The sequence below is a fragment of the Salmonella sp. 741265073_HBA genome (genome assembly GCF_046569105.1).
Taxonomy (GTDB): domain Bacteria; phylum Pseudomonadota; class Gammaproteobacteria; order Enterobacterales; family Enterobacteriaceae; genus Salmonella; species Salmonella enterica.
Window position 1 is genome coordinate 256,132 of the sequence record NZ_JBKFRY010000005.1, and the last position, 25,288, is coordinate 281,419.

Below are 25,288 nucleotides of genomic sequence, written 5' to 3' on the forward strand. Positions count from 1 at the left end.
GTTATGAGTACTCAATTTACGACGCCTGTAGTGACTGAAATGCAGGTTATCCCGGTTGCGGGTCATGACAGTATGCTGATGAACCTGAGCGGCGCGCACGCCCCGTTCTTCACGCGCAACATCGTCATTATTAAAGATAACTCCGGCCATACCGGGGTCGGCGAGATTCCGGGCGGCGAAAAAATTCGCAAAACGCTGGAAGATGCGATCCCACTGGTGGTGGGAAAAACGCTGGGTGAATATAAAAATGTCCTGACCGCCGTTCGCAACCAGTTTGCCGATCGCGATGCGGGCGGACGCGGTTTACAAACGTTCGATCTCCGTACCACTATCCATGTGGTGACTGGTATTGAAGCGGCAATGCTTGATCTTTTTGGCCAACACCTGGGCGTCAACGTCGCTTCGCTGTTAGGCGACGGTCAGCAGCGCAGCGAAGTCGAAATGCTGGGTTATCTGTTCTTTGTCGGCAATCGCAAGGCCACGCCGCTGCCGTATCAGAGCCAGCCGGATGAGCAATGCGACTGGTATCGTCTGCGCCATGAAGAGGCGATGACGCCGGAAACGGTAGTACGTCTGGCGGAAGCCGCCTATGAAAAATACGGCTTCAACGACTTCAAACTGAAAGGCGGCGTGCTGGCGGGCGAAGAAGAGGCCGAGTCAATCGTGGCGCTGGCGAAACGTTTCCCACAAGCGCGCGTTACGCTCGATCCAAACGGTGCCTGGTCGTTGAACGAAGCGATCAGCATTGGTAAATACCTGAAAGGTTCTCTGGCCTATGCAGAAGATCCGTGCGGCGCGGAGCAGGGTTTTTCTGGTCGTGAAGTGATGGCGGAATTCCGTCGCGCGACCGGATTACCGACGGCCACCAATATGATAGCGACCGATTGGCGTCAAATGGGGCATACGCTGTCGCTGCAATCTGTAGATATCCCGCTGGCGGACCCGCACTTCTGGACTATGCAAGGCTCTGTACGCGTGGCGCAAATGTGTCATGAGTTCGGTCTGACCTGGGGATCGCACTCTAACAACCACTTTGATATTTCGTTGGCGATGTTTACCCATGTTGCCGCGGCGGCGCCGGGCAAGATCACCGCGATCGATACCCACTGGATCTGGCAGGAAGGCAACCAACGTCTGACTAAAGAACCGTTTGAAATTAAAGGCGGCATGGTGCAAGTACCGGCCAAACCGGGTCTGGGCGTTGAGCTCGATATGGATCAGGTGATGAAAGCGCATGAGCTCTATCAAAAGCATGGCTTAGGCGCGCGTGACGACGCGATGGGAATGCAGTACTTAATTCCTGGCTGGACGTTTGATAATAAGCGTCCTTGCATGGTGCGTTAAGTCAGAGCCGGTTCCGTAAGGAACCGGTCCTTCTCTGAGTGTATGCTTAACAGGATCAACATGCGTAAGGACGACTTATGAAAATAGTGATCGCACCAGACTCGTATAAGGAAAGTTTGAGTGCTCTTGAGGTCGCGACCGCCATTGAACAAGGATTTCGCGAGATCTGGCCTGACGCCGATTACCTGAAATTGCCGCTGGCTGATGGCGGAGAGGGTACTGTCGAAGCGATGGTTGAAGCGACGGCGGGTCGAATCGTGCATGTTGAGGTCACCGGGCCGTTGGGGCATCGCGTCAATGCGTTTTATGGGCTTTCCGGCGATGCGCGTTCCGCGTTCATTGAAATGGCGGCCGCCAGCGGGCTGGAGCAGGTGCCGCCCGCGCAACGCGATCCGTTGAAGACCACGTCATGGGGAACCGGCGAGCTGATCCGTCATGCGCTGGATGCGGGCGTTGAGCATATCATTATTGGTATCGGCGGTAGCGCCACCAACGATGGCGGCGCGGGGATGGTGCAGGCGCTGGGGGCCAGGCTACGGGATGCGCAGGGCAATGATATTGCGCAAGGCGGCATTGGGCTGGAAACACTCGCCAGCATTGATATCAGCGGTCTGGATAAGCGTTTGTCGGCGTGTCATATAGAGGTCGCCTGCGATGTCACGAATCCCCTTACCGGTAAAGAGGGCGCTTCTGCGGTTTTTGGTCCGCAAAAAGGGGCGACGCCGGAAATGATTGAACGCCTGGATACGGCATTGACTCGCTATGCGCATTTGATTGCCCGCGATCTGCATGTCGATGTGTTGGATCTGGCAGGCGGCGGCGCGGCAGGCGGCATGGGGGCGGCGTTATACGCGTTTTGCGGCGCGCAGCTACGGCGTGGTATTGAGATTGTCACCGATGCGCTTCATCTGGAAGCGTGTCTTGCGGATGCCGATTTAGTCATCACCGGCGAGGGCCGCATCGACAGTCAGACCATTCACGGTAAAGTCCCTATTGGCGTGGCAAACATCGCCAAACGGTATAACAAGCCGGTAATTGGTATTGCGGGTAGCCTGACGGCGGACGTTGGCGTGGTTCATGAACATGGGCTTGATGCCGTTTTCAGCGTGATTTATACCATCTGCACGTTGGAGGACGCGCTGAAGAATGCGAGTGAAAACGTACGAATGACCGCGCGCAACGTGGCTGCAACGCTGAAAGCGGGGCAACAGTTACGCTGAGTTGTAGGCCGGATAAGGCGGTCACGCCGCCATCCGGCGAATATCAGCCTAATATCTTCTTCGCTTCACGCGCGACATTATCCATCTCATCCAGCAGCTCCAGAAACTCAGGCTCCAGCTCCTCTTCGTGGACGCCGCTGCGAAGCTGTTGCTCAATAAGCTGGCAAAGGTTCTTCATCCGCGGTACGCCGCTATAGCCGCAGCTCCCGTGTAGCTTATGGATCAGATCGACCAGACCGTTGGGGTTTTCTCCCACCAGTTGTTCTTCAATTTTGTTGCGCACTTCCGGCAGAAAATCAATCAGCATTTGCAGCATATCCCGTGCCAGATCGGGCTTACCGGCAGCCTGGCGGAGCGCAAGCTGCCAGTCGAGTGTCGCATTCGGATTGAAGATAAACTCAGCCGGTTCCGGCGCCATCAGACGCGCTGCTACGTTGGCGCCGGGTTTATAGCGCAGCAACAGATTATGCAACTTCTCTTCTTCTATCGGTTTAGCCAGATAGTCGTTCATGCCCGCGCTGAGCAACTTCTCTTTTTGCCCGGCCATCGCATGTGCCGTAACGGCAATAACCGGTGTTTGCTGCTGATGAGGAAGCTGGTGAATCAATTCGCAGGCGCGTATGCCGTCCATATCCGGCATCTGAATATCCATCAAAATCAGATCAAACTGCATTTGTTTCGCCCGATCCACCGCCTGATGTCCGCTATCACAAAGTTCTACGTGCTGGACTTTATCTTCCAGTAACGCGCCGATAAGCTTCAGATTAGCGGGATTATCATCAACCGCCATAACCGTCATGGTGATTTTACTGGTATCCATTAGCAGCGGTTCAGGATGGTGATTCAACTGGCAATATTCCGTCAGCGCTGGCAACAGGCGCGTTGACGTCAATGGTTTTAACAGACAGGCCGCCGCGCCTCCTTGTTTCAGCTTTTCGGCGTTAATTTGCGCATGGCAAGGTAGCGCCAGCAGTAGAAAGTCCGTCATTGACGCCGCTTTCGCCAGACGTTCATGCTGCATGGTGAGCGGCTCGCGGAAGGTCACCGGAACGCTCAAAATCATAATATCGTAGTGCGCTAACGGCAGCGCGGAGAAGGTCGGGCTGTAAACCACCTCCACCGGCGTGTCGCTCAGTAGATCCAGGGTACATTGCGCGGCGGTAGCATTCGGTTCGACATAAGCCAGCCGTTTTCCGGCCAGACATGCGGTCGACGGCCCGTCAATAATAACATTTGGGTTAAGATCAAGATTAATATGAAACCAGAAGGTCGAGCCGCGATTAGGCTGGCTGTGGAAAGAGATATCCCCGCCCATTTCGTTGACCAGCTTTTGCGTAATCACCAGCCCAAGCCCGGTGCCGCCGTGACGGCGAGAAATACTGGCATCGGCCTGGCGAAACGCCTGAAACAGTCGCGACTGGTCGCGTTCCGGAATGCCGATCCCCGTATCGCGGATCTGCACTTCAATCTGTACTTTGGTGTTACTGAGCGCCCGCTTTTCTACCAGAATGTCGATATTGCCACTCTCGGTGAACTTAATGGCATTACCCACCAGATTAGTAATGACCTGTTGCAGGCGCAGCGGGTCGCCAATCACATTATCCGGGACGTCGTTTTTAATATTTAACGTCAACTCCAGCCCTTTATCATGCGACGAGTGGGCCAGCAGCGTAACCACTTCATCCAGCGTGTTGCGCAGTGGAAAAGGGATACTTTCCAGAATGAGCTTACCGGCTTCCAGCTTGGAGAAGTCGAGCACGTCATTAATGATCGCCAGCAGATTATTCGCGGAACGCTCAATGGTGTTCAGATGGTCGCGCTGGGTGGGATTCAGCTCCGTTTTTAATGTCAGGCGGGTAAAGCCAATGACGCCGTTCAGCGGCGTTCGCAGTTCGTGCGACATGTTCGCCAGGAACTCCGACTTAATACGCGCCGCTTCCTGGGCGCGCTTTTTCGCCAGATCCAGCTCAACGTTTTGGATTTCCATCTGCTCAAGGGTTTCACGCAGGTCCGAGGTGGCCTGATCGATATTATGCTGCATCTCTTCGTGATAGGCGGCGAGCGACATCGCCATGGAATTAATGCCGTTTTTCAGCATATCCAGTTCGCCCAGCATAAATCCTTCCACACGGCTATCCAGTTGTCCGCGGCGAATGCGGTCAACGGTATTCACCATATTACGGATAGGCCCGGTGACATCGCGCATAAGCCGCCAGCCAAAGATCAGCGCAATGCCAATACAAAAAAGCATCATCACGCTGGAGATAAAAATCTCTTTGTATTGCTGTAGCCTTACCGACTTGAGATCCAGTTCAAGCGCCACATACCCCAGCATATTTTTGGTATTTTTCGCGTCGGCAATCGCTGACTCGTCCGGCGAATAGCTCTCCGAGATAATCGGGGTGCGCAGAATCATAATATCGCCGTGGCGATCGACGCTCAGACGACGTGGAAACGGCGCTCCGGCGGGCAGCTGCATCTGTGAGGGGTCCAGATGGAAATTAGACGTTACAAACAGGCGGTTATGATCGTCATAAACGGAAATCGCCCGCACAATATCAGAGTGTCTGCGGTGCAGGACGCTGATAAGTTGGCCGATAGACTCCCGGTTTTGTAAGTTCATACCATATTCGCTGGAGACGGCGAGCGGTTCAATAATACTGGCGCCGGCATCTTCCAGTTGACGCTGCAGGTCGTTATAGCGGTGCACTACAAAAAAGATACTGAGCAGCAAACCTATCAGGACGGTCGGGGCCAGGATCAGAATCATCATGCGTGCGCGCAGGCTGTAGTTGGTCATGGAGTTCCGTTATGGGACAATTAGGGTCACACTGTTAAATTGAGAAAAAGCTGGTCGATGGCGCAATTCTACTCTGCAAAACGGCGCGTGACGACGCGTCAGATCATAACCGTTAAAGTCAATGACCTCGATTCATTTGGTCAGGGCGTAGCCCGTCATAACGGAAAGGCGCTGTTTATCCCCGGTTTATTGCCTGAGGAAAGCGCAGAAGTCATTATTACAGAAGATAAAAAGCAATTTGCCCGCGCACGCGTTTCGCGTCGTTTGAATGATAGCCCGGAACGAGAAACGCCGCGCTGCCCGCATTTTGGCGTCTGCGGCGGTTGTCAGCAACAGCATGTCAGCATCGCCCTGCAACAACGCAGCAAAAGCGCGGCGCTGGCGCGTTTGATGAAACACGAGGTGAATGACATCATCGCCGGCGCGCCCTGGGGTTATCGGCGTCGTGCGCGGTTAAGTCTGAATTGCCCGCCGGATAAACCGCTGCAAATGGGATTTCGCAAAGCGGGTTCCAGCGATATCGTCAATGTCGAACAGTGCCCCGTTTTGGCGCCCCAGCTTGAAGCATTGCTGCCCCGAATCAGGGCGTGTCTGGCGAGTTTACACGGCACCCGACATCTTGGGCATGTTGAGCTGGTACAGGCGGGAAGCGGTACGCTGATGATTCTGCGCCATACCGCGCCATTAAGTGCGGCGGATAAAGAAAAACTGGAACGCTTTTCGCATTCTGAGGGATTGTCTCTGTTTCTGGCGCCGTTTAGCGAGATACTGGAAACGGTATCTGGCGAGGCGCCCTGGTATGATTCGCACGGCTTACGTTTAGCCTTCAGTCCGCGAGACTTTATTCAGGTTAATGAGGTGGTAAACCAGCAAATGGTCGCCCGCGCGCTGGAGTGGCTTGATGTGCGCGCCGAGGATCGTGTTCTGGATCTGTTCTGCGGAATGGGGAATTTTACGCTGCCGCTGGCAACGCACGCGGCAAGCGTGGTAGGGGTTGAGGGCGTTCCGGCGCTGGTAGAAAAAGGCCGTGAAAACGCCATCCGCAATGGTTTACATAATGTGACATTCTTCCATGAGAACCTGGAGGAAGATGTCACGAAGCAGCCGTGGGCGAAAAACGGCTTTGACAAAGTCTTACTCGATCCTGCGCGTGCGGGGGCTACAGGAGTGATGCGACATATTATAAAATTAAAACCTATTCGCATTGTTTATGTATCCTGTAACCCGGCGACGCTGGCGCGCGATAGTGAAGCGCTGGTCAATGCGGGATATGAGGTTACGCGTTTAGCGATGCTCGACATGTTCCCGCACACAGGACATCTGGAATCAATGGTTCTGTTCGAGCGCATGTAATGATTACCGGCTTACCGACTTCGGTAGGCCTGGTCCCTTAAGGAGAGGACGATGGTCGCGGTAAGAAGTGCACATATTAATAAAGCTGGTGAATTTGATCCGAAGAAGTGGATCGCAAGCCTGGGAATTTCCAGCCAGCAGTCGTGTGAGCGCTTAGCCGAAACCTGGGCGTATTGCCTGCAACAGACACAAGGACATCCGGATGCGGATCTGTTGCTGTGGCGTGGCGTGGAGATGGTAGAAATTCTTTCCACGCTGAGTATGGATATCGACACGCTGCGGGCGGCGCTACTGTTCCCTCTGGCCGACGCCAACGTAGTCAGCGAAGATGTACTGCGCGAAAGCGTCGGCAAATCTATCGTGACCCTGATTCATGGCGTGCGAGATATGGCGGCGATCCGTCAGCTAAACGCCACTCATAACGACTCTGTTTCTTCGGAGCAGGTTGATAACGTCCGTCGAATGTTATTGGCGATGGTGGATGATTTCCGCTGCGTGGTCATCAAACTGGCCGAGCGAATCGCTCATTTGCGCGAAGTGAAAGAGGCGCCGGAAGATGAGCGCGTGCTGGCGGCGAAAGAATGTACCAACATCTATGCGCCGCTCGCTAATCGTCTGGGCATCGGGCAACTGAAGTGGGAACTGGAAGACTACTGTTTCCGCTACCTGCATCCGGCGGAATACAAACGCATCGCCAAACTGCTGCATGAGCGCCGTCTCGATCGCGAACATTACATCGAAGAGTTTGTTGGACATCTGCGCGCCGAAATGAAAAACGAGGGCGTGCAGGCGGAAGTCTACGGACGACCAAAACATATTTATAGCATCTGGCGCAAAATGCAGAAAAAGCATCTGGCGTTTGATGAACTCTTTGACGTGCGCGCCGTGCGTATTGTCGCTGAACGTCTGCAAGACTGCTACGCCGCGTTGGGGATAGTGCATACGCATTATCGTCACCTGCCGGATGAATTCGATGATTATGTCGCTAACCCGAAACCGAACGGTTACCAGTCTATCCACACCGTGGTCCTGGGGCCGGGCGGTAAAACCGTTGAGATCCAGATCCGTACCAAACAGATGCATGAAGACGCCGAACTGGGCGTGGCGGCGCACTGGAAGTATAAAGAAGGCGCCGCGTCCGGCGGCGTGCGTTCCGGCCATGAAGACAGAATTGCGTGGCTGCGTAAGCTGATCGCCTGGCAGGAAGAGATGGCGGATTCCGGCGAAATGCTGGATGAAGTGCGCAGCCAGGTGTTTGACGATCGGGTCTACGTTTTTACGCCAAAAGGCGACGTGGTTGACTTGCCTGCCGGATCTACGCCGCTTGATTTTGCTTACCACATCCACAGCGATGTCGGGCACCGCTGCATCGGCGCGAAAATTGGTGGGCGCATCGTACCGTTTACCTACCAGTTACAGATGGGCGATCAGGTTGAAATTATCACTCAGAAGCAGCCGAATCCCAGCCGCGACTGGCTGAATCCAAACCTGGGCTATGTGACGACCAGCCGCGGACGCTCGAAAATTCACGCCTGGTTCCGTAAACAGGACCGTGACAAAAATATCCTGGCTGGACGGCAGATCCTCGACGATGAGCTGGCGCATTTGGGGATTAGCCTGAAAGAGGCCGAGAAACATCTGCTGCCGCGCTACAACTTTAATGAGCTGGAAGAGTTGCTGGCGGCGATAGGCGGCGGCGATATCCGTCTTAATCAGATGGTGAATTTCCTGCAATCGCAGTTCAATAAGCCGAGTGCAGAGGAGCAGGATGCAGCGGCGCTGAAACAGCTTCAGCAAAAAACATACGCGCCGCAAAATCGTCGTAAAGACGACGGGCGCGTGGTGGTAGAAGGCGTGGGTAATTTGATGCACCACATTGCCCGCTGCTGCCAGCCGATTCCGGGGGATGAAATTGTCGGCTTCATTACTCAGGGGCGGGGTATTTCCGTGCACCGGGCCGACTGCGAACAGCTGGCGGAACTGCGCTCCCATGCGCCGGAGCGGATCGTAGAGGCGGTATGGGGTGAAAGCTATTCGGCGGGATATTCGCTGGTGGTGCGCGTCCAGGCCAACGATCGCAGCGGCTTGCTACGCGATATCACCACCATTCTGGCTAACGAAAAAGTCAACGTGCTGGGCGTCGCCAGCCGCAGCGACATTAAACAGCAGATCGCCACCATTGATATGACCATCGAGATCTACAACCTGCAGGTGCTGGGCCGCGTGCTCGGTAAGCTGAACCAGGTGCCGGATGTGATTGATGCACGGCGACTGCACGGGGGGTAATAACGTGTACGCCACTTGGCGTTTTTCGCCCGATGGCGCGTTGCTCATCGGGCCTATGTTTTCAGGATATTTTAATGAATCAAATTGACCGTCTGCTTAATATCATGCAGCGCCTGCGTGATCCGGAAAACGGCTGCCCGTGGGATAAAGAGCAGACCTTCGCCAGCATCGCGCCTTATACGCTGGAAGAAACCTATGAAGTACTGGATGCGATTGCGCGTGAGGATTTTGACGATTTGCGCGGCGAACTGGGCGACCTGTTGTTCCAGGTGGTGTTTTACGCGCAGATGGCGCAGGAAGAAGGCCGCTTCGATTTTAATGATATCTGCGCTGCCATCAGCGACAAGCTGGAGCGCCGCCATCCGCATGTTTTTGGCGAGCTTTCCGCGGATAATAGCGAAGAAGTCTTAACTCGTTGGGAGCAAATCAAAACGGAAGAGCGCGCGCAAAAAGCGCAGCATTCCGCGCTGGACGATATTCCGCGCAGCTTACCGGCCTTAATGCGCGCGCAAAAAATCCAGAAACGGTGTTCAAACGTGGGCTTTGACTGGACGACGCTGGGACCGGTCGTCGATAAGGTCTATGAAGAGATCGATGAGGTGATGTTCGAGGCGCGGCAGGCGGTTGTTGATCAGGCTAAACTGGAAGAGGAAATGGGCGATTTGCTCTTTGCCACGGTCAACATGGCGCGTCATTTAGGTACGAAAGCGGAGCTCGCTTTGCAAAAAGCGAACGATAAATTTGAACGTCGTTTTCGCGAAGTTGAACGTATTGTCGCAGCCAGAGGCCTGGAAATGACCGGGGTGGACCTGGAAACAATGGAAGAAGTTTGGCAGGAAGTAAAACGCCAGGAAATTGATCTCTAAAGGTTTTAGGCGGTCAAGAGCGATTTGTGTGATTTTTTAAATAACAAGCGCTTGATTTACGTCAAAAACATTTACCTCAAAGGGGCTATTTTCTCCCTCCCTGTGTGAATGTCAGCCTGACGAAGAGGAGGAATAATGAAAGTTTGTGGCGTAGGTCATGTTCGGGTATACTGCTTTCCCGTCCTGGTTATTCCATCGTCTTTTAAACCTAACTTCTCAGGTTCCGCATGACAACGAACTATATTTTTGTGACCGGCGGGGTCGTATCCTCTCTGGGTAAAGGCATTGCCGCAGCCTCCCTCGCAGCCATTCTGGAAGCCCGTGGTCTCAACGTGACCATCATGAAACTGGATCCGTACATCAACGTCGATCCGGGTACTATGAGCCCAATCCAACACGGGGAAGTGTTCGTTACTGAAGACGGCGCTGAAACCGACCTGGACCTGGGGCACTACGAGCGTTTCATCCGCACCAAGATGTCTCGCCGCAACAACTTCACGACTGGCCGTATCTACTCCGACGTTCTGCGTAAAGAACGCCGTGGCGACTATCTGGGCGCAACCGTACAGGTAATCCCTCACATCACTAACGCGATTAAAGAGCGCGTGCTGGAAGGCGGCGAAGGCCACGATGTGGTACTGGTGGAAATCGGCGGTACCGTCGGTGATATCGAATCGCTGCCGTTTCTTGAGGCGATTCGTCAATTGGCGGTAGATATCGGTCGTGAACACGCGCTGTTTATGCACCTGACGCTGGTACCTTACCTGGCGGCTGCGGGCGAAGTGAAAACTAAACCGACTCAGCACTCCGTGAAAGAGCTGCTGTCTATCGGTATTCAGCCCGATATTCTGATTTGTCGTTCCGATCGCGCGGTTCCTGCCAACGAGCGTGCAAAAATTGCATTGTTCTGTAATGTGCCGGAAAAAGCCGTTATTTCAATGAAAGATGTCGATTCCATTTATAAAATTCCGGGCCTGTTGAAATCTCAGGGGCTTGATGATTATATTTGTAAACGATTCAGCTTGAACTGTCCGGAAGCTAACCTGTCTGAATGGGAACAGGTCATTTACGAAGAAGCGAACCCGGCAGGCGAAGTGACTATCGGCATGGTTGGCAAATATATTGAACTGCCGGATGCCTATAAGTCGGTGATCGAAGCGCTGAAACACGGTGGTCTGAAAAACCGCGTTACCGTCAACATCAAATTGATCGATTCGCAAGATGTTGAAACGCGCGGCGTCGAAATTCTGAAAGATTTGGACGCTATCCTGATCCCCGGCGGCTTCGGCTATCGTGGCGTTGAAGGTAAAATTGCCACTGCGCGCTATGCGCGTGAAAACAATATTCCTTATCTGGGCATTTGCCTGGGGATGCAGGTTGCGTTGATTGAGTTCGCTCGTAACGTGGCCGGCATGGACAACGCCAACTCAACGGAATTTGTGCCAGACTGTAAGTACCCGGTTGTGGCGTTAATTACCGAGTGGCGCGATGAAGACGGTAACGTTGAAGTCCGTAGCGAGAAGAGCGATTTGGGTGGCACCATGCGCCTGGGCGCGCAGCAGTGCCAGCTTAGCGATGACAGTCTGGTACGTCAGTTGTACGGCGCGTCGACGATTGTTGAACGTCATCGCCATCGTTACGAAGTCAACAATATGTTGTTGAAACAAATTGAAGCAGCGGGTCTGCGTGTCGCAGGCCGTTCCGGTGATGATCAGTTAGTCGAGATCATTGAGGTACCGAATCATCCGTGGTTCGTGGCCTGTCAGTTCCATCCGGAATTTACTTCCACGCCGCGTGATGGACATCCGTTGTTCGCCGGCTTTGTTAAAGCCGCCAGTGAGCATCAGAAACGTCAGGCGAAGTAAAAAAGTTAGAACAGCGGTGCACCCTAAGCGGTGCACCGTTTGTCTGAAGTTTTAGTTTAACTAGTGACTTGAGGAAAACCTAATGTCCAAAATCGTTAAAGTCATCGGTCGTGAAATCATCGACTCCCGTGGTAACCCGACTGTTGAAGCTGAAGTACACCTGGAAGGTGGTTTCGTAGGTATGGCGGCGGCTCCGTCAGGTGCTTCTACTGGTTCCCGCGAAGCGCTGGAGCTGCGCGATGGCGACAAATCCCGTTTCCTGGGTAAAGGCGTAACCAAAGCTGTTGGCGCGGTTAACGGCCCGATCGCTCAGGCTATTCTTGGCAAAGACGCTAAAGACCAGGCTGGCATCGACAAAATCATGATCGACCTGGACGGTACTGAAAACAAATCTAACTTCGGTGCAAACGCCATTCTGGCTGTCTCTCTGGCTAACGCCAAAGCTGCTGCTGCCGCTAAAGGTATGCCGCTGTACGAGCACATTGCTGAACTGAACGGCACTCCGGGCAAATACTCCATGCCGGTTCCGATGATGAACATCATCAACGGTGGCGAGCACGCTGACAACAACGTCGACATCCAGGAATTCATGATCCAGCCGGTTGGCGCGAAAACGGTTAAAGAAGCCATCCGTATGGGTTCTGAAGTTTTCCATCACCTGGCAAAAGTGCTGAAAGGCAAAGGCATGAACACCGCTGTGGGTGACGAAGGCGGCTATGCGCCGAACCTGGGCTCCAACGCGGAAGCACTGGCTGTTATCGCTGAAGCGGTTAAAGCGGCTGGTTACGAGCTGGGTAAAGACATCACCCTGGCGATGGACTGCGCAGCATCTGAATTCTACAAAGACGGTAAATACGTTCTGGCTGGCGAAGGCAACAAAGCGTTCACCTCCGAAGAATTCACCCACTTCCTGGAAGAACTGACCAAACAGTACCCGATCGTTTCCATCGAAGATGGTCTGGACGAGTCTGACTGGGACGGTTTTGCATACCAGACCAAAGTACTGGGCGACAAAATCCAGCTGGTTGGTGACGACCTGTTCGTAACCAACACCAAAATCCTGAAAGAAGGCATCGAGAAAGGCATCGCTAACTCCATCCTGATCAAATTCAACCAGATCGGTTCTCTGACCGAAACTCTGGCTGCAATCAAGATGGCGAAAGACGCTGGCTACACTGCTGTCATCTCTCACCGTTCTGGTGAAACTGAAGACGCTACCATCGCTGACCTGGCTGTTGGTACCGCTGCAGGCCAGATCAAAACCGGTTCTATGAGCCGTTCTGACCGCGTTGCTAAATACAACCAGCTGATTCGTATCGAAGAAGCTCTGGGCGAAAAAGCACCGTACAATGGTCGTAAAGAGATCAAAGGCCAGGCGTAATCCTGCTTTTACCTCTTAACGTATAAACCCGCTTCGGCGGGTTTTTTTGTATCTGTTCAATAGCGCAGCCGCTGTGCATGACCGGGCAGACGAAATCTGCAATAATTAACGATTATCCCCTTAACAGAGAACGCTATGCAGTACCCGATTAACGAGATGTTCCAGACCCTACAAGGCGAGGGTTATTTTACCGGCGTCCCCGCTATTTTTATTCGTTTACAGGGATGTCCGGTCGGCTGTGCCTGGTGTGATACTAAGCATACCTGGGATAAACTGAGCGATCGGGAAGTGTCTCTGTTCAGCATTCTGGCAAAAACCAAAGAGAGCGACAAATGGGGTGCTGCGAGCAGTGAAGACTTGCTGGCGGTGATTAATCGTCAGGACTATACCGCGCGTCACGTTGTCATCACCGGTGGCGAACCCTGCATTCACGACCTCATGCCGCTCACCGATCTGCTTGAAAAGAGTGGTTTTAGTTGTCAGATTGAAACCAGCGGGACGCACGAAGTGCGCTGTACGCCCAATACCTGGGTCACGGTTTCACCAAAAGTGAATATGCGCGGGGGATATGATGTGCTTTCCCAGGCGCTGGAGCGCGCCAATGAAATCAAGCATCCCGTTGGGCGAGTTCGTGATATTGAGGCGCTGGATGAACTGTTAGCCACGTTGAGCGATGATAAACCGCGCGTGATTGCTTTACAGCCCATTAGCCAGAAAGAAGACGCGACGCGTCTGTGTATTGAAACTTGTATTGCACGTAACTGGCGGCTGTCTATGCAAACGCATAAATATTTAAATATCGCCTGATGCATTACTAATCTTACAGACGGCCTGCCGATGCCGTCTGTGACTCATCCATTACCTTGCATTGTTTATTTTCTCTATGTGAATTTCGATGAGTGTATAAAAGCGCTGATAAATTTTTCCATAGCGATGCACAGATCACGCTATTTTGGTAAATTTAAAGAAAAAATCATTCTATGAACTTTTTTGCATCAAAATCAGCAAATTAGCTGTTCTTTAATAATTTAAATTGTTGCGATTATGTTGGTAGAATGTGGTGCTGATAAAAAGTAGTTTATAAACAATGATATACGTTTAGTGTGTTCCCCGCGCCAGCGGGGATAAACCGAAGACGAACGCCTGATACCCGGCACCGTATTTGTGTTCCCCGCGCCAGCGGGGATAAACCGGCAATAAGAGGCATGTTGACGCGGTAATTACGCGTGTTCCCCGCGCCAGCGGGGATAAACCGTTTGGGAATTTATTCAGCCAGACGACAGCCGAGTGTTCCCCGCGCCGGCGGGGATAAACCGATTCAAACGTTGAATTTTCCGTAGATTCACTGCATGTTCCCCGCGTCAGCGGGGATAAACCGACGGGTTAGCGCCTGCGGATAATGCCCAGCACATGTTCCCCGCGTCAGCGGGGGTAAACCGTTCGTGTATTTTGAGTCGTTTACCGTATCTGCGTGTTCCCCGCGCCAGCGGGGATAAACCGTGGGACATTCTCGCTAGTCACGGTCATGTCATGTGTTCCCCGCGCCAGCGGGGATAAACCGAGCGGCTAAACCTGCCGGTTATCGCTGAGCAGGTGTTCCCCGCGTCAGCGGGGATAGCCGTTGCATAATCATAATCTGTGTACCAGTAATGGCTGCTACAAACCTGTAAAGTAAAAAGGCCGCGTTTTTCCGGGGAGGCTTTTATACAGGAGAAGGCCATGGCGTTAAGGATCAGGGTATTGCTCGAAAATCATAAGGGAGCTGGAGCGGATAAATCGTTGAAGGCCCGACCAGGATTAAGCCTGTTGGTCGAGGATGAGTCTACGTCTATCTTGTTCGATACCGGCCCTGATGGCAGTTTTATGCAAAACGCGTCGGCGATGGGGATCGACCTGTCCGATGTGTCTGCTGTGGTGCTTTCGCATGGTCATTACGATCATTGCGGCGGCGTGCCGTGGCTTCCTGATAACAGTCGAATCATCTGCCATCCCGATATTGCGCGTGAACGTTATGCGGCAATGACTTTTCTCGGTATTACCCGAAAAATAAAAAAATTGTCATGTGAGGTGGACTATTCACGCTACCGAATGATGTACACGCGTGACCCCCTGCCGATTGGCGAAAACTTTATCTGGTCAGGGGAAATACCGGTGGTCGCGCCTGAAGCCTACGGCATTTTTGGCGGCCACGATGCGGAGCCGGACTCTATTTTGGATGAGGGCGTACTGATTTACCAATCGGCAAAAGGATTAGTCATCATTACGGGATGCGGGCATCGGGGGATCGCAAATATTGTCCGGCACTGTCAGAACATTACCGGTATAAAGCGGATTTACGCGCTTGTCGGCGGATTTCATCTCCGCTGCGCATCACCGTTCACGCTGTGGCGAGTCAGGCGCTTTCTGCAAGAACAAAAACCTGAAAAACTATGCGGTTGTCACTGTACAGGGGCCTGGGGGCGGTTGTGGCTACCGGAAATAACCGCACCTGCAACCGGTGATGTGCTGCGCTTTTAACACCGCGCTGGACAATGTTTTCACTGATAAAACGTCGTGTGGATAGGCTGGAATCAATTTGACATCCAGCCCACGCGTTAATAAACCTTATTCGCCGCGATAGACGCAGCCGGCTGTACAGGTCTCTTTCACCATCACGGCGCTCAGTAGCGGCACGACGGGCTTAACCTGATCCCAAATCCATTTTGCCAGCACTTCGCTGGTGGGATTGGACAGCCCTGGAATATCATTCAGATAGTAGTGATCAAGACGATCGTAAGTCGGTTTAAACGCCGCTTTGAGATCCGCGAAATCCATAATCCAACCGGTATGCGGATCGACTTCACCGGTAATTTCGAGACGCACCATAAACGAGTGTCCGTGCAGGCGGCCGCACTTATGCCCTTCAGGCACGTGAGGCAGGCGGTGAGCGGCTTCAAAGGTGAAATCTTTATACAACGTGGTGGACATGATGAACTCTCAGGCAATAAAAAAACCGCCGTAGGGTACCGGAAAGCGCATTTTTTATCATTAACTAAAACCATTCTCCGCCTTGTGACGGGCAATTAATTTAAGAATTTCCAGAAAATTTAATAATTATCAATCGATTATGAAATCGATTTTGGCGTTAATAACGATAACTAAAACAGGTTAGTTCATTTGGTTATTTGTTATTTCCAACCCTTCTTTAATTGTTATTCCTCTCACCGTTAACCTTATCCTCAGTTTGGGATTTATCGCTTATACACTTCATCCTTCAAGCCGCATCTGTGTTGACTGCGTTTACTCGCCCCAGTCACGTATTTATGTACGCTCCTGGGGCGCGATCAGTTTACAGTCTGGGCTACAGCGAACTTGAATGATTTTGTGTATAGATCCGCTTTGCTTACTGGAACATAACGACGCATGACGACACCGGCTCCACTGACTGGGTTGCTTCCGCTTAATCCGGAGCAACTGGCGCGCCTTCAGGCCGCGACAACCGACCTTACTCCCGAACAGCTTGCCTGGGTCTCCGGCTATTTTTGGGGCGTACTGAACCCGCGCTCAGGCGCTGTTGCCGTCACGCCTGCTCCTGAGGGGAAGATGCCGGGGGTTACGCTTATCTCCGCTTCGCAAACCGGCAACGCGCGTCGTGTGGCGGAAGCGCTGCGTGATGATCTGCTGGCGGCCAACCTTAATGTGACACTGGTGAACGCCGGCGACTATAAATTCAAACAGATTGCCAGTGAAAAACTGCTGGTGATAGTGACGTCCACCCAGGGAGAAGGCGAGCCGCCGGAAGAGGCCGTCGCGCTGCATAAGTTCCTGTTCTCGAAAAAAGCGCCGAAACTGGAAAACACCGCTTTTGCCGTGTTTAGCCTCGGCGACACCTCTTATGAATTTTTCTGCCAGTCCGGAAAAGATTTTGATAGCAAACTGGCGGAGCTGGGCGGTGAACGTCTGCTCGACCGTGTCGATGCTGACGTTGAATATCAGGCAGCTGCCAGCGAATGGCGCGCCCGCGTGGTTGATGTTCTGAAGTCCCGCGCACCTGTCGCGGAACCTTCGCAATCCGTCGATACTGGCGCGGTAAACGACATCCACACCAGCCCCTATACTAAAGACGCGCCGCTGACCGCGACCCTCGCCGTGAATCAGAAAATCACCGGTCGCAACTCGGAAAAAGACGTTCGTCATATTGAGATTGATTTAGGCGACTCCGGTCTGCGCTATCAGCCGGGCGATGCGCTGGGCGTCTGGTATCAGAACGATCCGGATCTGGTGAAGGAGCTGGTTGAGTTGCTGTGGCTGAAAGGCGATGAGCCGGTGACGGTTGACGGTAAAACCCTGCCGCTCGCCGAAGCGCTGGAGTGGCACTTCGAGCTGACGGTGAATACCGCCAACATTGTTGAGAACTACGCGACCCTGACGCGCAGTGAGTCGCTGTTGCCATTAGTGGGTGACAAAGCGCAACTCCAGCATTACGCCGCGACCACGCCCATTGTTGATATGGTGCGTTTCTCTCCGGCGCAGCTGGATGCTCAGGCGCTAATCGACCTGCTGCGCCCGCTGACGCCGCGTCTGTACTCCATCGCCTCCGCACAGGCTGAAGTGGAGAGCGAAGTGCATATCACCGTTGGCGTGGTTCGTTATGACATTGAAGGCCGCGCCCGCGCCGGTGGCGCTTCCAGCTTCCTCGCCGACCGCGTGGAAGAAGAGGGCGAAGTTCGCGTCTTTATTGAGCATAACGATAACTTCCGCCTGCCAGCTAACCCGCAGACGCCGGTCATTATGATTGGCCCAGGTACGGGTATCGCGCCGTTCCGCGCCTTTATGCAGCAACGCGCCGCCGACGGTGCGGAAGGCAAGAACTGGCTGTTCTTCGGCAACCCGCACTTTACCGAAGATTTCCTCTATCAGGTGGAGTGGCAGCGCTACGTGAAAGAGGGACTGTTAAGCCGTATCGATCTCGCCTGGTCACGCGATCAAAAAGAAAAAATTTACGTACAAGACAAGCTGCGTGAACAGGGTGCCGAGCTGTGGCGCTGGATCAATGACGGTGCCCACATTTATGTCTGCGGCGACGCCAGGCGTATGGCCGCAGATGTCGAAAAAGCATTGCTGGAAGTGATTGCTGAATTCGGTGCAATGGACATCGAAGCGGCGGATGAATTTTTAAGTGAGCTGCGCGTCGAGCGCCGTTATCAGCGAGATGTCTACTAATGAGCGAAAAACATCCAGGCCCACTGGTGGTCGAAGGTAAACTGTCCGATGCCGAGCGCATGAAGCTGGAAAGCAACTACCTGCGCGGTACCATTGCGGAAGATCTGAACGACGGTCTCACCGGCGGTTTTAAAGGCGACAACTTCCTGCTAATACGCTTTCATGGCATGTATCAGCAGGATGACCGCGATATTCGCGCCGAGCGTGCGGCGCAGAAGCTGGAGCCACGTCATGCGATGCTGCTGCGCTGCCGCCTGCCGGGCGGGGTGATTACTACGACGCAATGGCAAGCGATCGACAAATTCGCGGCGGATAACACGATTTATGGCAGTATCCGTCTGACCAACCGCCAGACCTTCCAGTTCCATGGCATTCTGAAGAAGAACGTCAAGCCGGTGCACCAGATGCTGCATTCGGTCGGTCTGGACGCGCTGGCGACCGCCAACGACATGAACCGTAACGTGCTGTGCACCTCCAACCCGTACGAATCGCAGTTGCACGCGGAAGCCTACGAGTGGGCGAAGAAGATCTCCGAACATCTGCTGCCGCGCACCCGTGCGTATGCGGAGATCTGGCTCGATCAGGAGAAGGTGGCGACCACCGATGAAGAGCCGATCCTCGGTCAGACCTATCTGCCGCGTAAATTTAAAACCACGGTAGTGATCCCGCCGCAAAACGATATCGATCTGCACGCCAACGACATGAACTTCGTGGCGATTGCCGAAAACGGCAAGCTGGTCGGCTTTAACCTGCTGGTGGGCGGCGGTCTGTCTATTGAGCATGGTAATAAGAAAACCTACGCTCGTACGGCCAGCGAGTTCGGCTTCCTGCCGCTGGAGCATACCCTGGCGGTAGCCGAAGCGGTGGTGACGACCCAACGTGACTGGGGTAACCGTACCGACCGTAAAAATGCGAAAACCAAATACACGCTTGAGCGCGTCGGTGTCGACACGTTCAAAGAAGAAGTTGAGCGTCGCGCGGGGATCAAATTCGAGCCGATCCGCCCGTATGAGTTTACCGGTCGCGGCGATCGCATTGGTTGGGTGAAAGGGATCGACAACAACTGGCACCTGACGCTGTTTATCGAAAGTGGCCGCATTCTGGACTACCCGGGGCGTCCGCTGAAAACCGGCCTGCTGGAGATCGCGAAGATTCATCAGGGCGAGTTCCGTATTACCGCTAACCAGAACCTGATTATTGCCAGCGTGCCGGAAAGCCAGAAAGCGAAGATCGAGACGCTGGCGCGCGACCACGGGTTGATGAATGCCGTGAGCGCGCAGCGTGAAAACTCAATGGCCTGTGTATCGTTCCCGACCTGCCCGCTGGCAATGGCGGAAGCCGAGCGTTTCCTGCCGTCGTTCACGGACAAAGTGGAAGCGATTCTGGAAAAACACGGCATTCCTGATGAGCATATCGTGATGCGCGTGACCGGCTGCCCGAACGGCTGTGGCCGCGCGATGCTGGCGGAAATTGGCTTAGTAGGGAAAGCGCCTGGTCGTTATAACCTGCATCTTGGCGGCAACCGTATTGGGACACGTATCCCACGGATGTATAAAGAAAATATCACCGAGCCGGATATTCTGGCCTCGCTGGATGAACTGATTGGGCGCTGGGCGAAAGAGCGTGAAGCGGGTGAAGGCTTTGGCGACTTTACGGTGCGTGCGGGCATCATTCGCCCGGTGCTCGATCCCGCGCGTGATTTCTGGGAATAACCTGAATTGCCGGATGGCGTCTGTGTAGGCCTGATAAGCACAGCGCCATCAGGCAAGGCAAACAGTGAGGAACTTATGTCCCAACTCGATCTCAACGCATTGAATGAACTGCCAAAAGTCGATCGCGTACTGGAGTTGGCGGAAACCAACGTCCAACTGGAAACGCTAACAGCCGAAGAACGCGTGGCCTGGGCGCTGGAAAATCTGCCCGGCGAATATGTGCTTTCTTCAAGCTTTGGCATCCAGGCGGCGGTGAGCCTGCACCTGGTGAACCAGATTCGCCCGGATATCCCGGTGATCCTCACCGATACCGGCTATTTGTTCCCGGAAACCTATCAGTTTATTGATGAGTTAACGGACAAACTCAAACTCAACCTGAAAGTTTACCGCGCGGGCGAAAGTCCGGCCTGGCAGGAAGCGCGCTACGGCAAGCTGTGGGAGCAGGGCGTAGAAGGTATTGAGAAATACAATGACATCAACAAAGTCGAGCCGATGAACCGGGCGCTAAAAGAGCTGAAAGCGCAGACGTGGTTTGCGGGTCTGCGTCGCGAGCAGTCCGGCAGCCGCGCGCATTTACCTGTTCTCGCTATCCAGCGCGGCGTGTTTAAAGTGCTACCGATTATCGACTGGGATAACCGCACGGTTTACCAGTATCTGCAAAAGCATGGTCTGAAATACCATCCGCTGTGGGATCAGGGCTATCTGTCGGTGGGCGATACACATACTACCCGCAAGTGGGAGCCGGGCATGGCGGAAGAAGAGACACGCTTCTTCGGACTGAAACGTGAGTGCGGGCTGCATAAAGGGTAATTGTCCTTACGCGGTATGATTATACTTGCTGCTATGAAAAATCCGGCAGGCAGCCGGATTTTAAATTGGTTATATTACTGACTATCTTTATGTCAGTAATATATTGCGACTGCACCCATCTTTACCAATGTGCAAAGAACGTTCATGGGTTAGATATAGTTTTTCAAGAATTACATCAATAAACATTTTTTTTGCATGATAGTCGTTATAATCCTGATTAAGTTTTTTTAAAAAACCAGAATTTGTTGGTTTAAACTCTGCAAACGGTGAATAGCTGTGTAGTAAATAGGAGATGCACGGATGCATCATGCTAAAAGCGACTTCACCTTGTACCTCCTGATAACCTATTTTGCAAAACTGAGTCGTAGGCTCAAAGTTGCCGGCATTAATACAGGCCAGCATCGATTTTTCATCTGCAGTAAGTGAGTCCTGCCATTCGACAAGCGGGTGGTCTGGAGCCTCTGCGGGACGCATCATCTCATAAACCGCCGCTTTGATTTGTGCATTGCCCGTCACTTCTTTTCGTAGAGTTGAAATCGACTCCTGAAGTAATTCCGGGTGCCAGGTCATCTTCGAACCAATCACCTCACATATTTGTAAAAATAACTGTCTCTCCTCCCTACTCATAGATTCTATCACTGCATCATCTGATATATTAAGGATGTCCTTAATATTGCTTTGGCTGATCACCGTGTCGCCGACCATAAGTAAAAATTGTGTCTGAGAAGCGTCCATCTTGATAGTAAACAGATCCTGATGAGCCGGGCAGGCCAGATGTTGTAGCCGTTTAAAGGCGTAAATTTTATTTATATCCTCTACGTTAACTTCCATCTCTCCAGGTTCACCACGGCCCTGCCCGTGAATGATGGAGTGTAATACTTCCAGCGCATAGTCCTTTTTTTCCGCTCTAAAATGATCCTGGACTTTATCCCAGCCCCCCATATGGATTGCTTTTTCTTTATCTGCGCTTAACAGATGAGCAAGCCGACTTTCGTTAAGCGTATAATTTTGATGATTACCGAAGCTTAAAGTGACTGGCATAATATTTTCCTTCAAATTTATATTATTCAATATCCGGAGTAAAATATATCTTTCAATTCTCTCTTTTTTATTAAACAGATAAAGTTTACTACAGGAGAGAATTTGAACGACATTATTAATACAGCACATTTATGGTTGGTAATCCTTTGTGGTGACGATAATTCAGACAAAAGGTAGATGATTCGCCGCAAATGGTCGTTTTTTTAAATTTTGGTTTGTCATGAATGGTGTTGATGCTGAGAGATAAAGTATGATGAAATGAAGTAGTTAAATTTAATTAATTAAAGGTATTCATGGAAATGGATGTAGATAGAGAAGCTACAAAGATTTTAGTGAATCTAATGTAATAACTTCTCTATACAACGGAGTTAGAATAATACCTGTTATCCAACCAATCCAAAACGTTTACTGTAATAGCTAGCTTCTCCGGCATCAGATACCAGCACAATCTGTCCGGAAGGGCGATGGTGGCGTTTTCTGAAACAGGCTAATGTTTCCTCATCTGGACATTGGAATGTACCAGAATTTTTTTGCCACCATGATTTTCGGACGGATAAGCGACTTTTTTCCCAGCAGAAATCTATTTCATCAACTAAAGGGCGTAGCTGTCCATCAATGTCTTTTCTGGCGAGATAAACATCAACACTCTCTTCACCCAGACGGGTAGAAAATTCTCTATCTTTATCCCATAAAAAGTCGCTGGCTTCCCGATCGTAACCGAGATCGTAACGTAATAAATTTTGCGCAGCCACTGAACGTTGGCTAAGGACTTTGCCAAAGGCAACGTCAGAGATCGTCTGCAAGCCTGCTGGCGCAGCAATTTTCTGCTCGTATACGCCGTCAACGAGTGCTCTGGCATTATCCGGCATACGGATCTCACCATGTTGACGCAGCAGCGCCTGGGTACGCCACAGGCAGGCATGATCGGTGTAAACAAAGCCGGTACCTTTTAGCTCTTGCCCCAACCAGCCCTCTTCTGCCTGCTCCTGCCAGTGAGGGGCCAGAATATGCAATATTGGTGGCTGGCGTTCATCCGGAAGCGTAGATTTTCGTTGCCCATGGGCATCGCGGATATGGCGTTGCAGGCGACCGGCGCGCTGGATCAATAAATCAATCGGCGCCAGATCGGTGATCATCCAGTCAAAGTCCAGATCGAGACTTTGTTCAACGACTTGTGTGGCGATTAATACCTTACCACGTCGTTCAGAAACGGGGGCATTGTTACCAAACCAGTTTAACGTTTTATTTTCAATAGCAATACGATCGATAAAAGCAAAACGGCTGTGGAAAAGCAAAAGATCCTGCTCTGGAACGATTCCCTCGTGTAGCAACTGCTGGTAAGTATCCAGCGCATCATCAACCGTGTTGCGGATCCAACAAATGCACTGTCCGGTTGCCACAACGCGATAAATAATGTCCAGTGCTTCCTGGCGCTGCTGTATCCAATTAACGGCTACAGTCCTTTGAACTTCGGGACGTGTGGCCAGTGGTTGCTCTAACAGACCGGAGGAAGTGAGGTGGCTTAACCATGGATAACCCGCGTTATCGCTACCACCAGCGCTCATAAATCCCGCGCCATCGCTAAACGCATTAAGTAATTTTTCCCGTAAAGCGGCGGGAAGAGTGGCGCTCAGAATAATAGCGCTACCGCCCTGGGCGGCATGGAAGCGCAATAAACCTTCCAGCAATTTAACCATATAACCATCATAGGCGTGCACTTCATCCAGCAGCAGGATTTTGTCGCGCATCCCTAGCAATCGGAGCGATTGATGGCGAAAAGGCATCACCGCCATTAAGAGTTGATCCAGCGTACCTACGCCGACTTCCGCCAGCAGCGCTTTTTTGCGTGAATCTGCAAACCAGGTATGGCACTCAGTAGTCGCGTTGCCATCATCACGGGCATAATCTTCAGCTATATTTTCTGTTGGCTGCCAGATGGATTGTCGGAAAGAGTCCGACATTTCTCGCCCACCGTGTGCCAGGATGAGCGATGGCCTGGACTCATCGGTAAATAGCGCATGATAAGCCGATGCCAGGCGCTGATACATGGCGTTTGCGGTGGCCATTGTCGGCAACCCAACGTAGAGACCGTGGCCTTTATTGGCTGACATTAAGCGGTGAGTCAGAATCAGCGCGGCCTCTGTTTTGCCTGCTCCGGTAACGTCTTCCAGGACAACCAGCTGTGCACCGGGTGCTGAAATATCCAGTTCGCTTGCTCGTTGTTGAAGAGGAGTGAGCGTCTGAATGAACGGAAATAATGCCCGGTGATCTTGATAATAGCTGTGCTGAGATAACGGCGGCATTCGGAGGATGGCCTGTTGGGCTTTTTCACAAGCGAGAGGCCAATAATCTTTCAATGGCATGGCGCTGCTGAGCAGTGGAAACTGGCTTTCATCCGAGCCCATCCAGTCGGCAAGGGTGACAAGCCCAGCGAAAAACCAACTGTGCTGTTTTAAACATTTTCTCCCTGCTTTGGTTTTCCACTCCTGAGGTAGAGTGAAAGGAAATAATTCACTTAATGCTTCCAGATAATGCGTTGCTGCGACAATGTCTTCATCGGTGAATGCCAGCGAGCTTCTGTTTTTCATGGTGTCCGGCGGGATGCCATGGTGCCCGGTGCTAATAAGCATCCAGCTATTTAAAGCGCTTTCAAACCTGGCGCGATTTTCTGGTTCAATACCTGCGATAATTTCATTACTGCCTGAACTCCACGCTTCAAATAATTTACCCCATAAATAGAAGCCTAAGGAATCATGTCTCTCAAACGCGGAAACACCGCTAACGGGAGAGACTAAGGGAGAGTCTGGGAATTCGGCGTATTTTTGAAATCCTCTGGCGAATTTTCCGATATCGTGGCTGGCAAGAAACCAGATTATCCAGTTTTCTGCATTTGTACCTGAGATATTACATTCCTTTAATATATTACATGAATTGAATATATTGTTTTTTATTATGTATTTCCCGCATGCAGCAACGTCCAGGCAATGGTATGCCAGTAAATGATAATTACAGATTATGTTTTTTGTTGATTTATCAGTTTTCCCCCAATAGCAGAGGTAGTCCAGATATTCTATCTGTGTCATCTTTTTCCTGTAGGAAGGAAGATACAATGATATTAATCTTAATGTGGAATACGGAAAATTGGTTAGATGTTTTTGTGGTGAGGGGAATCCCCGCTGACGCGGGGAACGTTTCGCTATTGCGCTTCAGCTATATAGCCTATTGCGGTTCATCCTCATTCATATGAGGAACGTAATGATTTTAGCAGAACTATAGAAAACTGCATATCATAACCATTTGCTTAACATTTTAGCTTATTTAGCTAAAAAGCATATTGCTTTTTAATTTGTTGCGATCCCTTATTAAACCAATTATTATAGATATCATCCGGGCAGTCGGGGTTGGTCA

General features: G+C 52.0%; 16 protein-coding genes. 12 read left to right on the forward strand and 4 right to left on the reverse strand.

All coding sequences use genetic code 11. The annotated features are described in order from the left end of the window. The first annotated feature begins 3 nt into the window (after positions 1-3). Both gudD and ACLD3P_RS10130 read left to right on the forward strand, forming a co-directional pair. On the forward strand, positions 4-1,344 hold the full coding sequence (gene gudD, locus ACLD3P_RS10125; RefSeq protein ID WP_411006287.1) for a glucarate dehydratase: 1,341 nt from the start codon (positions 4-6) through the stop codon (positions 1,342-1,344). A 77-nt stretch (positions 1,345-1,421) separates the two neighbouring features. Then, positions 1,422-2,564, forward strand: coding sequence for a glycerate kinase (locus ACLD3P_RS10130; protein WP_000706477.1), 1,143 nt, complete (start codon positions 1,422-1,424; stop codon positions 2,562-2,564). Positions 2,565-2,607: 43 nt separating this feature from the next. On the opposite strand, the gene barA is transcribed toward ACLD3P_RS10130, so the two are convergent. Continuing rightward, positions 2,608-5,364 (reverse strand): two-component sensor histidine kinase BarA, encoded by a 2,757-nt coding sequence (gene barA, locus ACLD3P_RS10135; RefSeq protein WP_000186399.1) that lies wholly within the window; start codon positions 5,362-5,364, stop codon positions 2,608-2,610. A gap of 57 nt (positions 5,365-5,421) precedes the next feature. On the opposite strand from barA, the gene rlmD reads away from it, so the two are divergent. The 7 genes from rlmD (at position 5,422) to ACLD3P_RS10170 (ending at position 15,632) form a co-directional block, all read left to right on the forward strand. Beyond that, positions 5,422-6,717, forward strand: coding sequence for a 23S rRNA (uracil(1939)-C(5))-methyltransferase RlmD (rlmD, locus tag ACLD3P_RS10140; protein ID WP_024798192.1), 1,296 nt, complete (start codon positions 5,422-5,424; stop codon positions 6,715-6,717). Between the two features lie 51 nt (positions 6,718-6,768). Next, positions 6,769-9,003 (forward strand): GTP diphosphokinase, encoded by a 2,235-nt coding sequence (gene relA, locus ACLD3P_RS10145; protein WP_000226841.1) that lies wholly within the window; start codon positions 6,769-6,771, stop codon positions 9,001-9,003. 74 nt (positions 9,004-9,077) lie between these two features. Beyond that, positions 9,078-9,869: a nucleoside triphosphate pyrophosphohydrolase gene (gene mazG, locus ACLD3P_RS10150; RefSeq protein ID WP_108639005.1), complete on the forward strand. Its 792-nt coding sequence runs from the start codon at positions 9,078-9,080 to the stop codon at positions 9,867-9,869. Positions 9,870-10,096: 227 nt separating this feature from the next. Then, positions 10,097-11,734 carry a glutamine hydrolyzing CTP synthase gene (gene pyrG, locus ACLD3P_RS10155; RefSeq protein ID WP_000210864.1) on the forward strand — a complete coding sequence of 546 codons (1,638 nt, stop codon included), beginning with the start codon at positions 10,097-10,099 and terminating at the stop codon, positions 11,732-11,734. 82 nt (positions 11,735-11,816) lie between these two features. Further along, the gene (gene eno / locus ACLD3P_RS10160; protein WP_000036734.1) at positions 11,817-13,115 is read left to right on the forward strand and encodes a phosphopyruvate hydratase; all 1,299 of its coding nucleotides are present in this window, start codon (positions 11,817-11,819) and stop codon (positions 13,113-13,115) included. Positions 13,116-13,250: 135 nt separating this feature from the next. Beyond that, the gene (queE, locus tag ACLD3P_RS10165) at positions 13,251-13,922 is read left to right on the forward strand and encodes a 7-carboxy-7-deazaguanine synthase QueE (RefSeq protein WP_001199956.1); all 672 of its coding nucleotides are present in this window, start codon (positions 13,251-13,253) and stop codon (positions 13,920-13,922) included. Positions 13,923-14,834: 912 nt separating this feature from the next. Next, the gene (locus tag ACLD3P_RS10170; protein ID WP_079825460.1) at positions 14,835-15,632 is read left to right on the forward strand and encodes an MBL fold metallo-hydrolase; all 798 of its coding nucleotides are present in this window, start codon (positions 14,835-14,837) and stop codon (positions 15,630-15,632) included. Between the two features lie 87 nt (positions 15,633-15,719). Here the strand turns inward: ACLD3P_RS10170 and queD are convergent, their stop codons facing one another. Then, complete coding sequence (gene queD, locus ACLD3P_RS10175; RefSeq protein WP_000108313.1) at positions 15,720-16,082, reverse strand: 6-carboxytetrahydropterin synthase QueD; 363 nt, start codon at positions 16,080-16,082, stop codon at positions 15,720-15,722. A 435-nt stretch (positions 16,083-16,517) separates the two neighbouring features. On the opposite strand from queD, the gene cysJ reads away from it, so the two are divergent. The 3 genes from cysJ (at position 16,518) to cysH (ending at position 20,839) form a co-directional block, all read left to right on the forward strand. Beyond that, positions 16,518-18,317, forward strand: a complete 1,800-nt coding sequence (cysJ, locus tag ACLD3P_RS10180) for a sulfite reductase flavoprotein subunit alpha (RefSeq protein ID WP_411006288.1) — start codon at positions 16,518-16,520, stop codon at positions 18,315-18,317. Beyond that, positions 18,317-20,029: an assimilatory sulfite reductase (NADPH) hemoprotein subunit gene (gene cysI / locus ACLD3P_RS10185; protein WP_131046510.1), complete on the forward strand. Its 1,713-nt coding sequence runs from the start codon at positions 18,317-18,319 to the stop codon at positions 20,027-20,029. Before cysJ ends, cysI begins: the two co-directional genes overlap by 1 nt. A 75-nt stretch (positions 20,030-20,104) precedes the next feature. Then, complete coding sequence (gene cysH / locus ACLD3P_RS10190; RefSeq protein ID WP_131046509.1) at positions 20,105-20,839, forward strand: phosphoadenosine phosphosulfate reductase; 735 nt, start codon at positions 20,105-20,107, stop codon at positions 20,837-20,839. A gap of 87 nt (positions 20,840-20,926) precedes the next feature. On the opposite strand, the gene sopD is transcribed toward cysH, so the two are convergent. Both sopD and cas3 read right to left on the reverse strand, forming a co-directional pair. After that, the gene (gene sopD / locus ACLD3P_RS10195) at positions 20,927-21,880 is read right to left on the reverse strand and encodes an SPI-1 type III secretion system effector SopD (RefSeq protein ID WP_131046508.1); all 954 of its coding nucleotides are present in this window, start codon (positions 21,878-21,880) and stop codon (positions 20,927-20,929) included. Positions 21,881-22,263: 383 nt separating this feature from the next. Then, a complete protein-coding gene (gene cas3, locus ACLD3P_RS10200; RefSeq protein ID WP_411006289.1) occupies positions 22,264-24,963 on the reverse strand; it encodes a CRISPR-associated helicase Cas3' in 2,700 nt (899 codons plus the stop codon). Positions 24,964-25,288: the final 325 nt, after the last annotated feature.

Excerpts from the sequence above, each read along its gene's own strand:
- cysJ (WP_411006288.1), top strand. The coding sequence starts at position 16,518 with ATGACGACACCGGCTCCACTGACTGGGTTGCTTCCGCTTAATCCGGAG.
- cas3 (WP_411006289.1), bottom strand. The coding sequence starts at position 24,963 with ATGACACAGATAGAATATCTGGACTACCTCTGCTATTGGGGGAAAACT.
- queE (WP_001199956.1), top strand. The coding sequence starts at position 13,251 with ATGCAGTACCCGATTAACGAGATGTTCCAGACCCTACAAGGCGAGGGT.
- cysI (WP_131046510.1), top strand. The coding sequence starts at position 18,317 with ATGAGCGAAAAACATCCAGGCCCACTGGTGGTCGAAGGTAAACTGTCC.
- relA (WP_000226841.1), top strand. The coding sequence starts at position 6,769 with ATGGTCGCGGTAAGAAGTGCACATATTAATAAAGCTGGTGAATTTGAT.
- barA (WP_000186399.1), bottom strand. The coding sequence starts at position 5,364 with ATGACCAACTACAGCCTGCGCGCACGCATGATGATTCTGATCCTGGCC.
- eno (WP_000036734.1), top strand. The coding sequence starts at position 11,817 with ATGTCCAAAATCGTTAAAGTCATCGGTCGTGAAATCATCGACTCCCGT.
- queD (WP_000108313.1), bottom strand. The coding sequence starts at position 16,082 with ATGTCCACCACGTTGTATAAAGATTTCACCTTTGAAGCCGCTCACCGC.
- sopD (WP_131046508.1), bottom strand. The coding sequence starts at position 21,880 with ATGCCAGTCACTTTAAGCTTCGGTAATCATCAAAATTATACGCTTAAC.
- cysH (WP_131046509.1), top strand. The coding sequence starts at position 20,105 with ATGTCCCAACTCGATCTCAACGCATTGAATGAACTGCCAAAAGTCGAT.
- gudD (WP_411006287.1), top strand. The coding sequence starts at position 4 with ATGAGTACTCAATTTACGACGCCTGTAGTGACTGAAATGCAGGTTATC.
- rlmD (WP_024798192.1), top strand. The coding sequence starts at position 5,422 with ATGGCGCAATTCTACTCTGCAAAACGGCGCGTGACGACGCGTCAGATC.
- pyrG (WP_000210864.1), top strand. The coding sequence starts at position 10,097 with ATGACAACGAACTATATTTTTGTGACCGGCGGGGTCGTATCCTCTCTG.
- ACLD3P_RS10130 (WP_000706477.1), top strand. The coding sequence starts at position 1,422 with ATGAAAATAGTGATCGCACCAGACTCGTATAAGGAAAGTTTGAGTGCT.
- ACLD3P_RS10170 (WP_079825460.1), top strand. The coding sequence starts at position 14,835 with ATGGCGTTAAGGATCAGGGTATTGCTCGAAAATCATAAGGGAGCTGGA.
- mazG (WP_108639005.1), top strand. The coding sequence starts at position 9,078 with ATGAATCAAATTGACCGTCTGCTTAATATCATGCAGCGCCTGCGTGAT.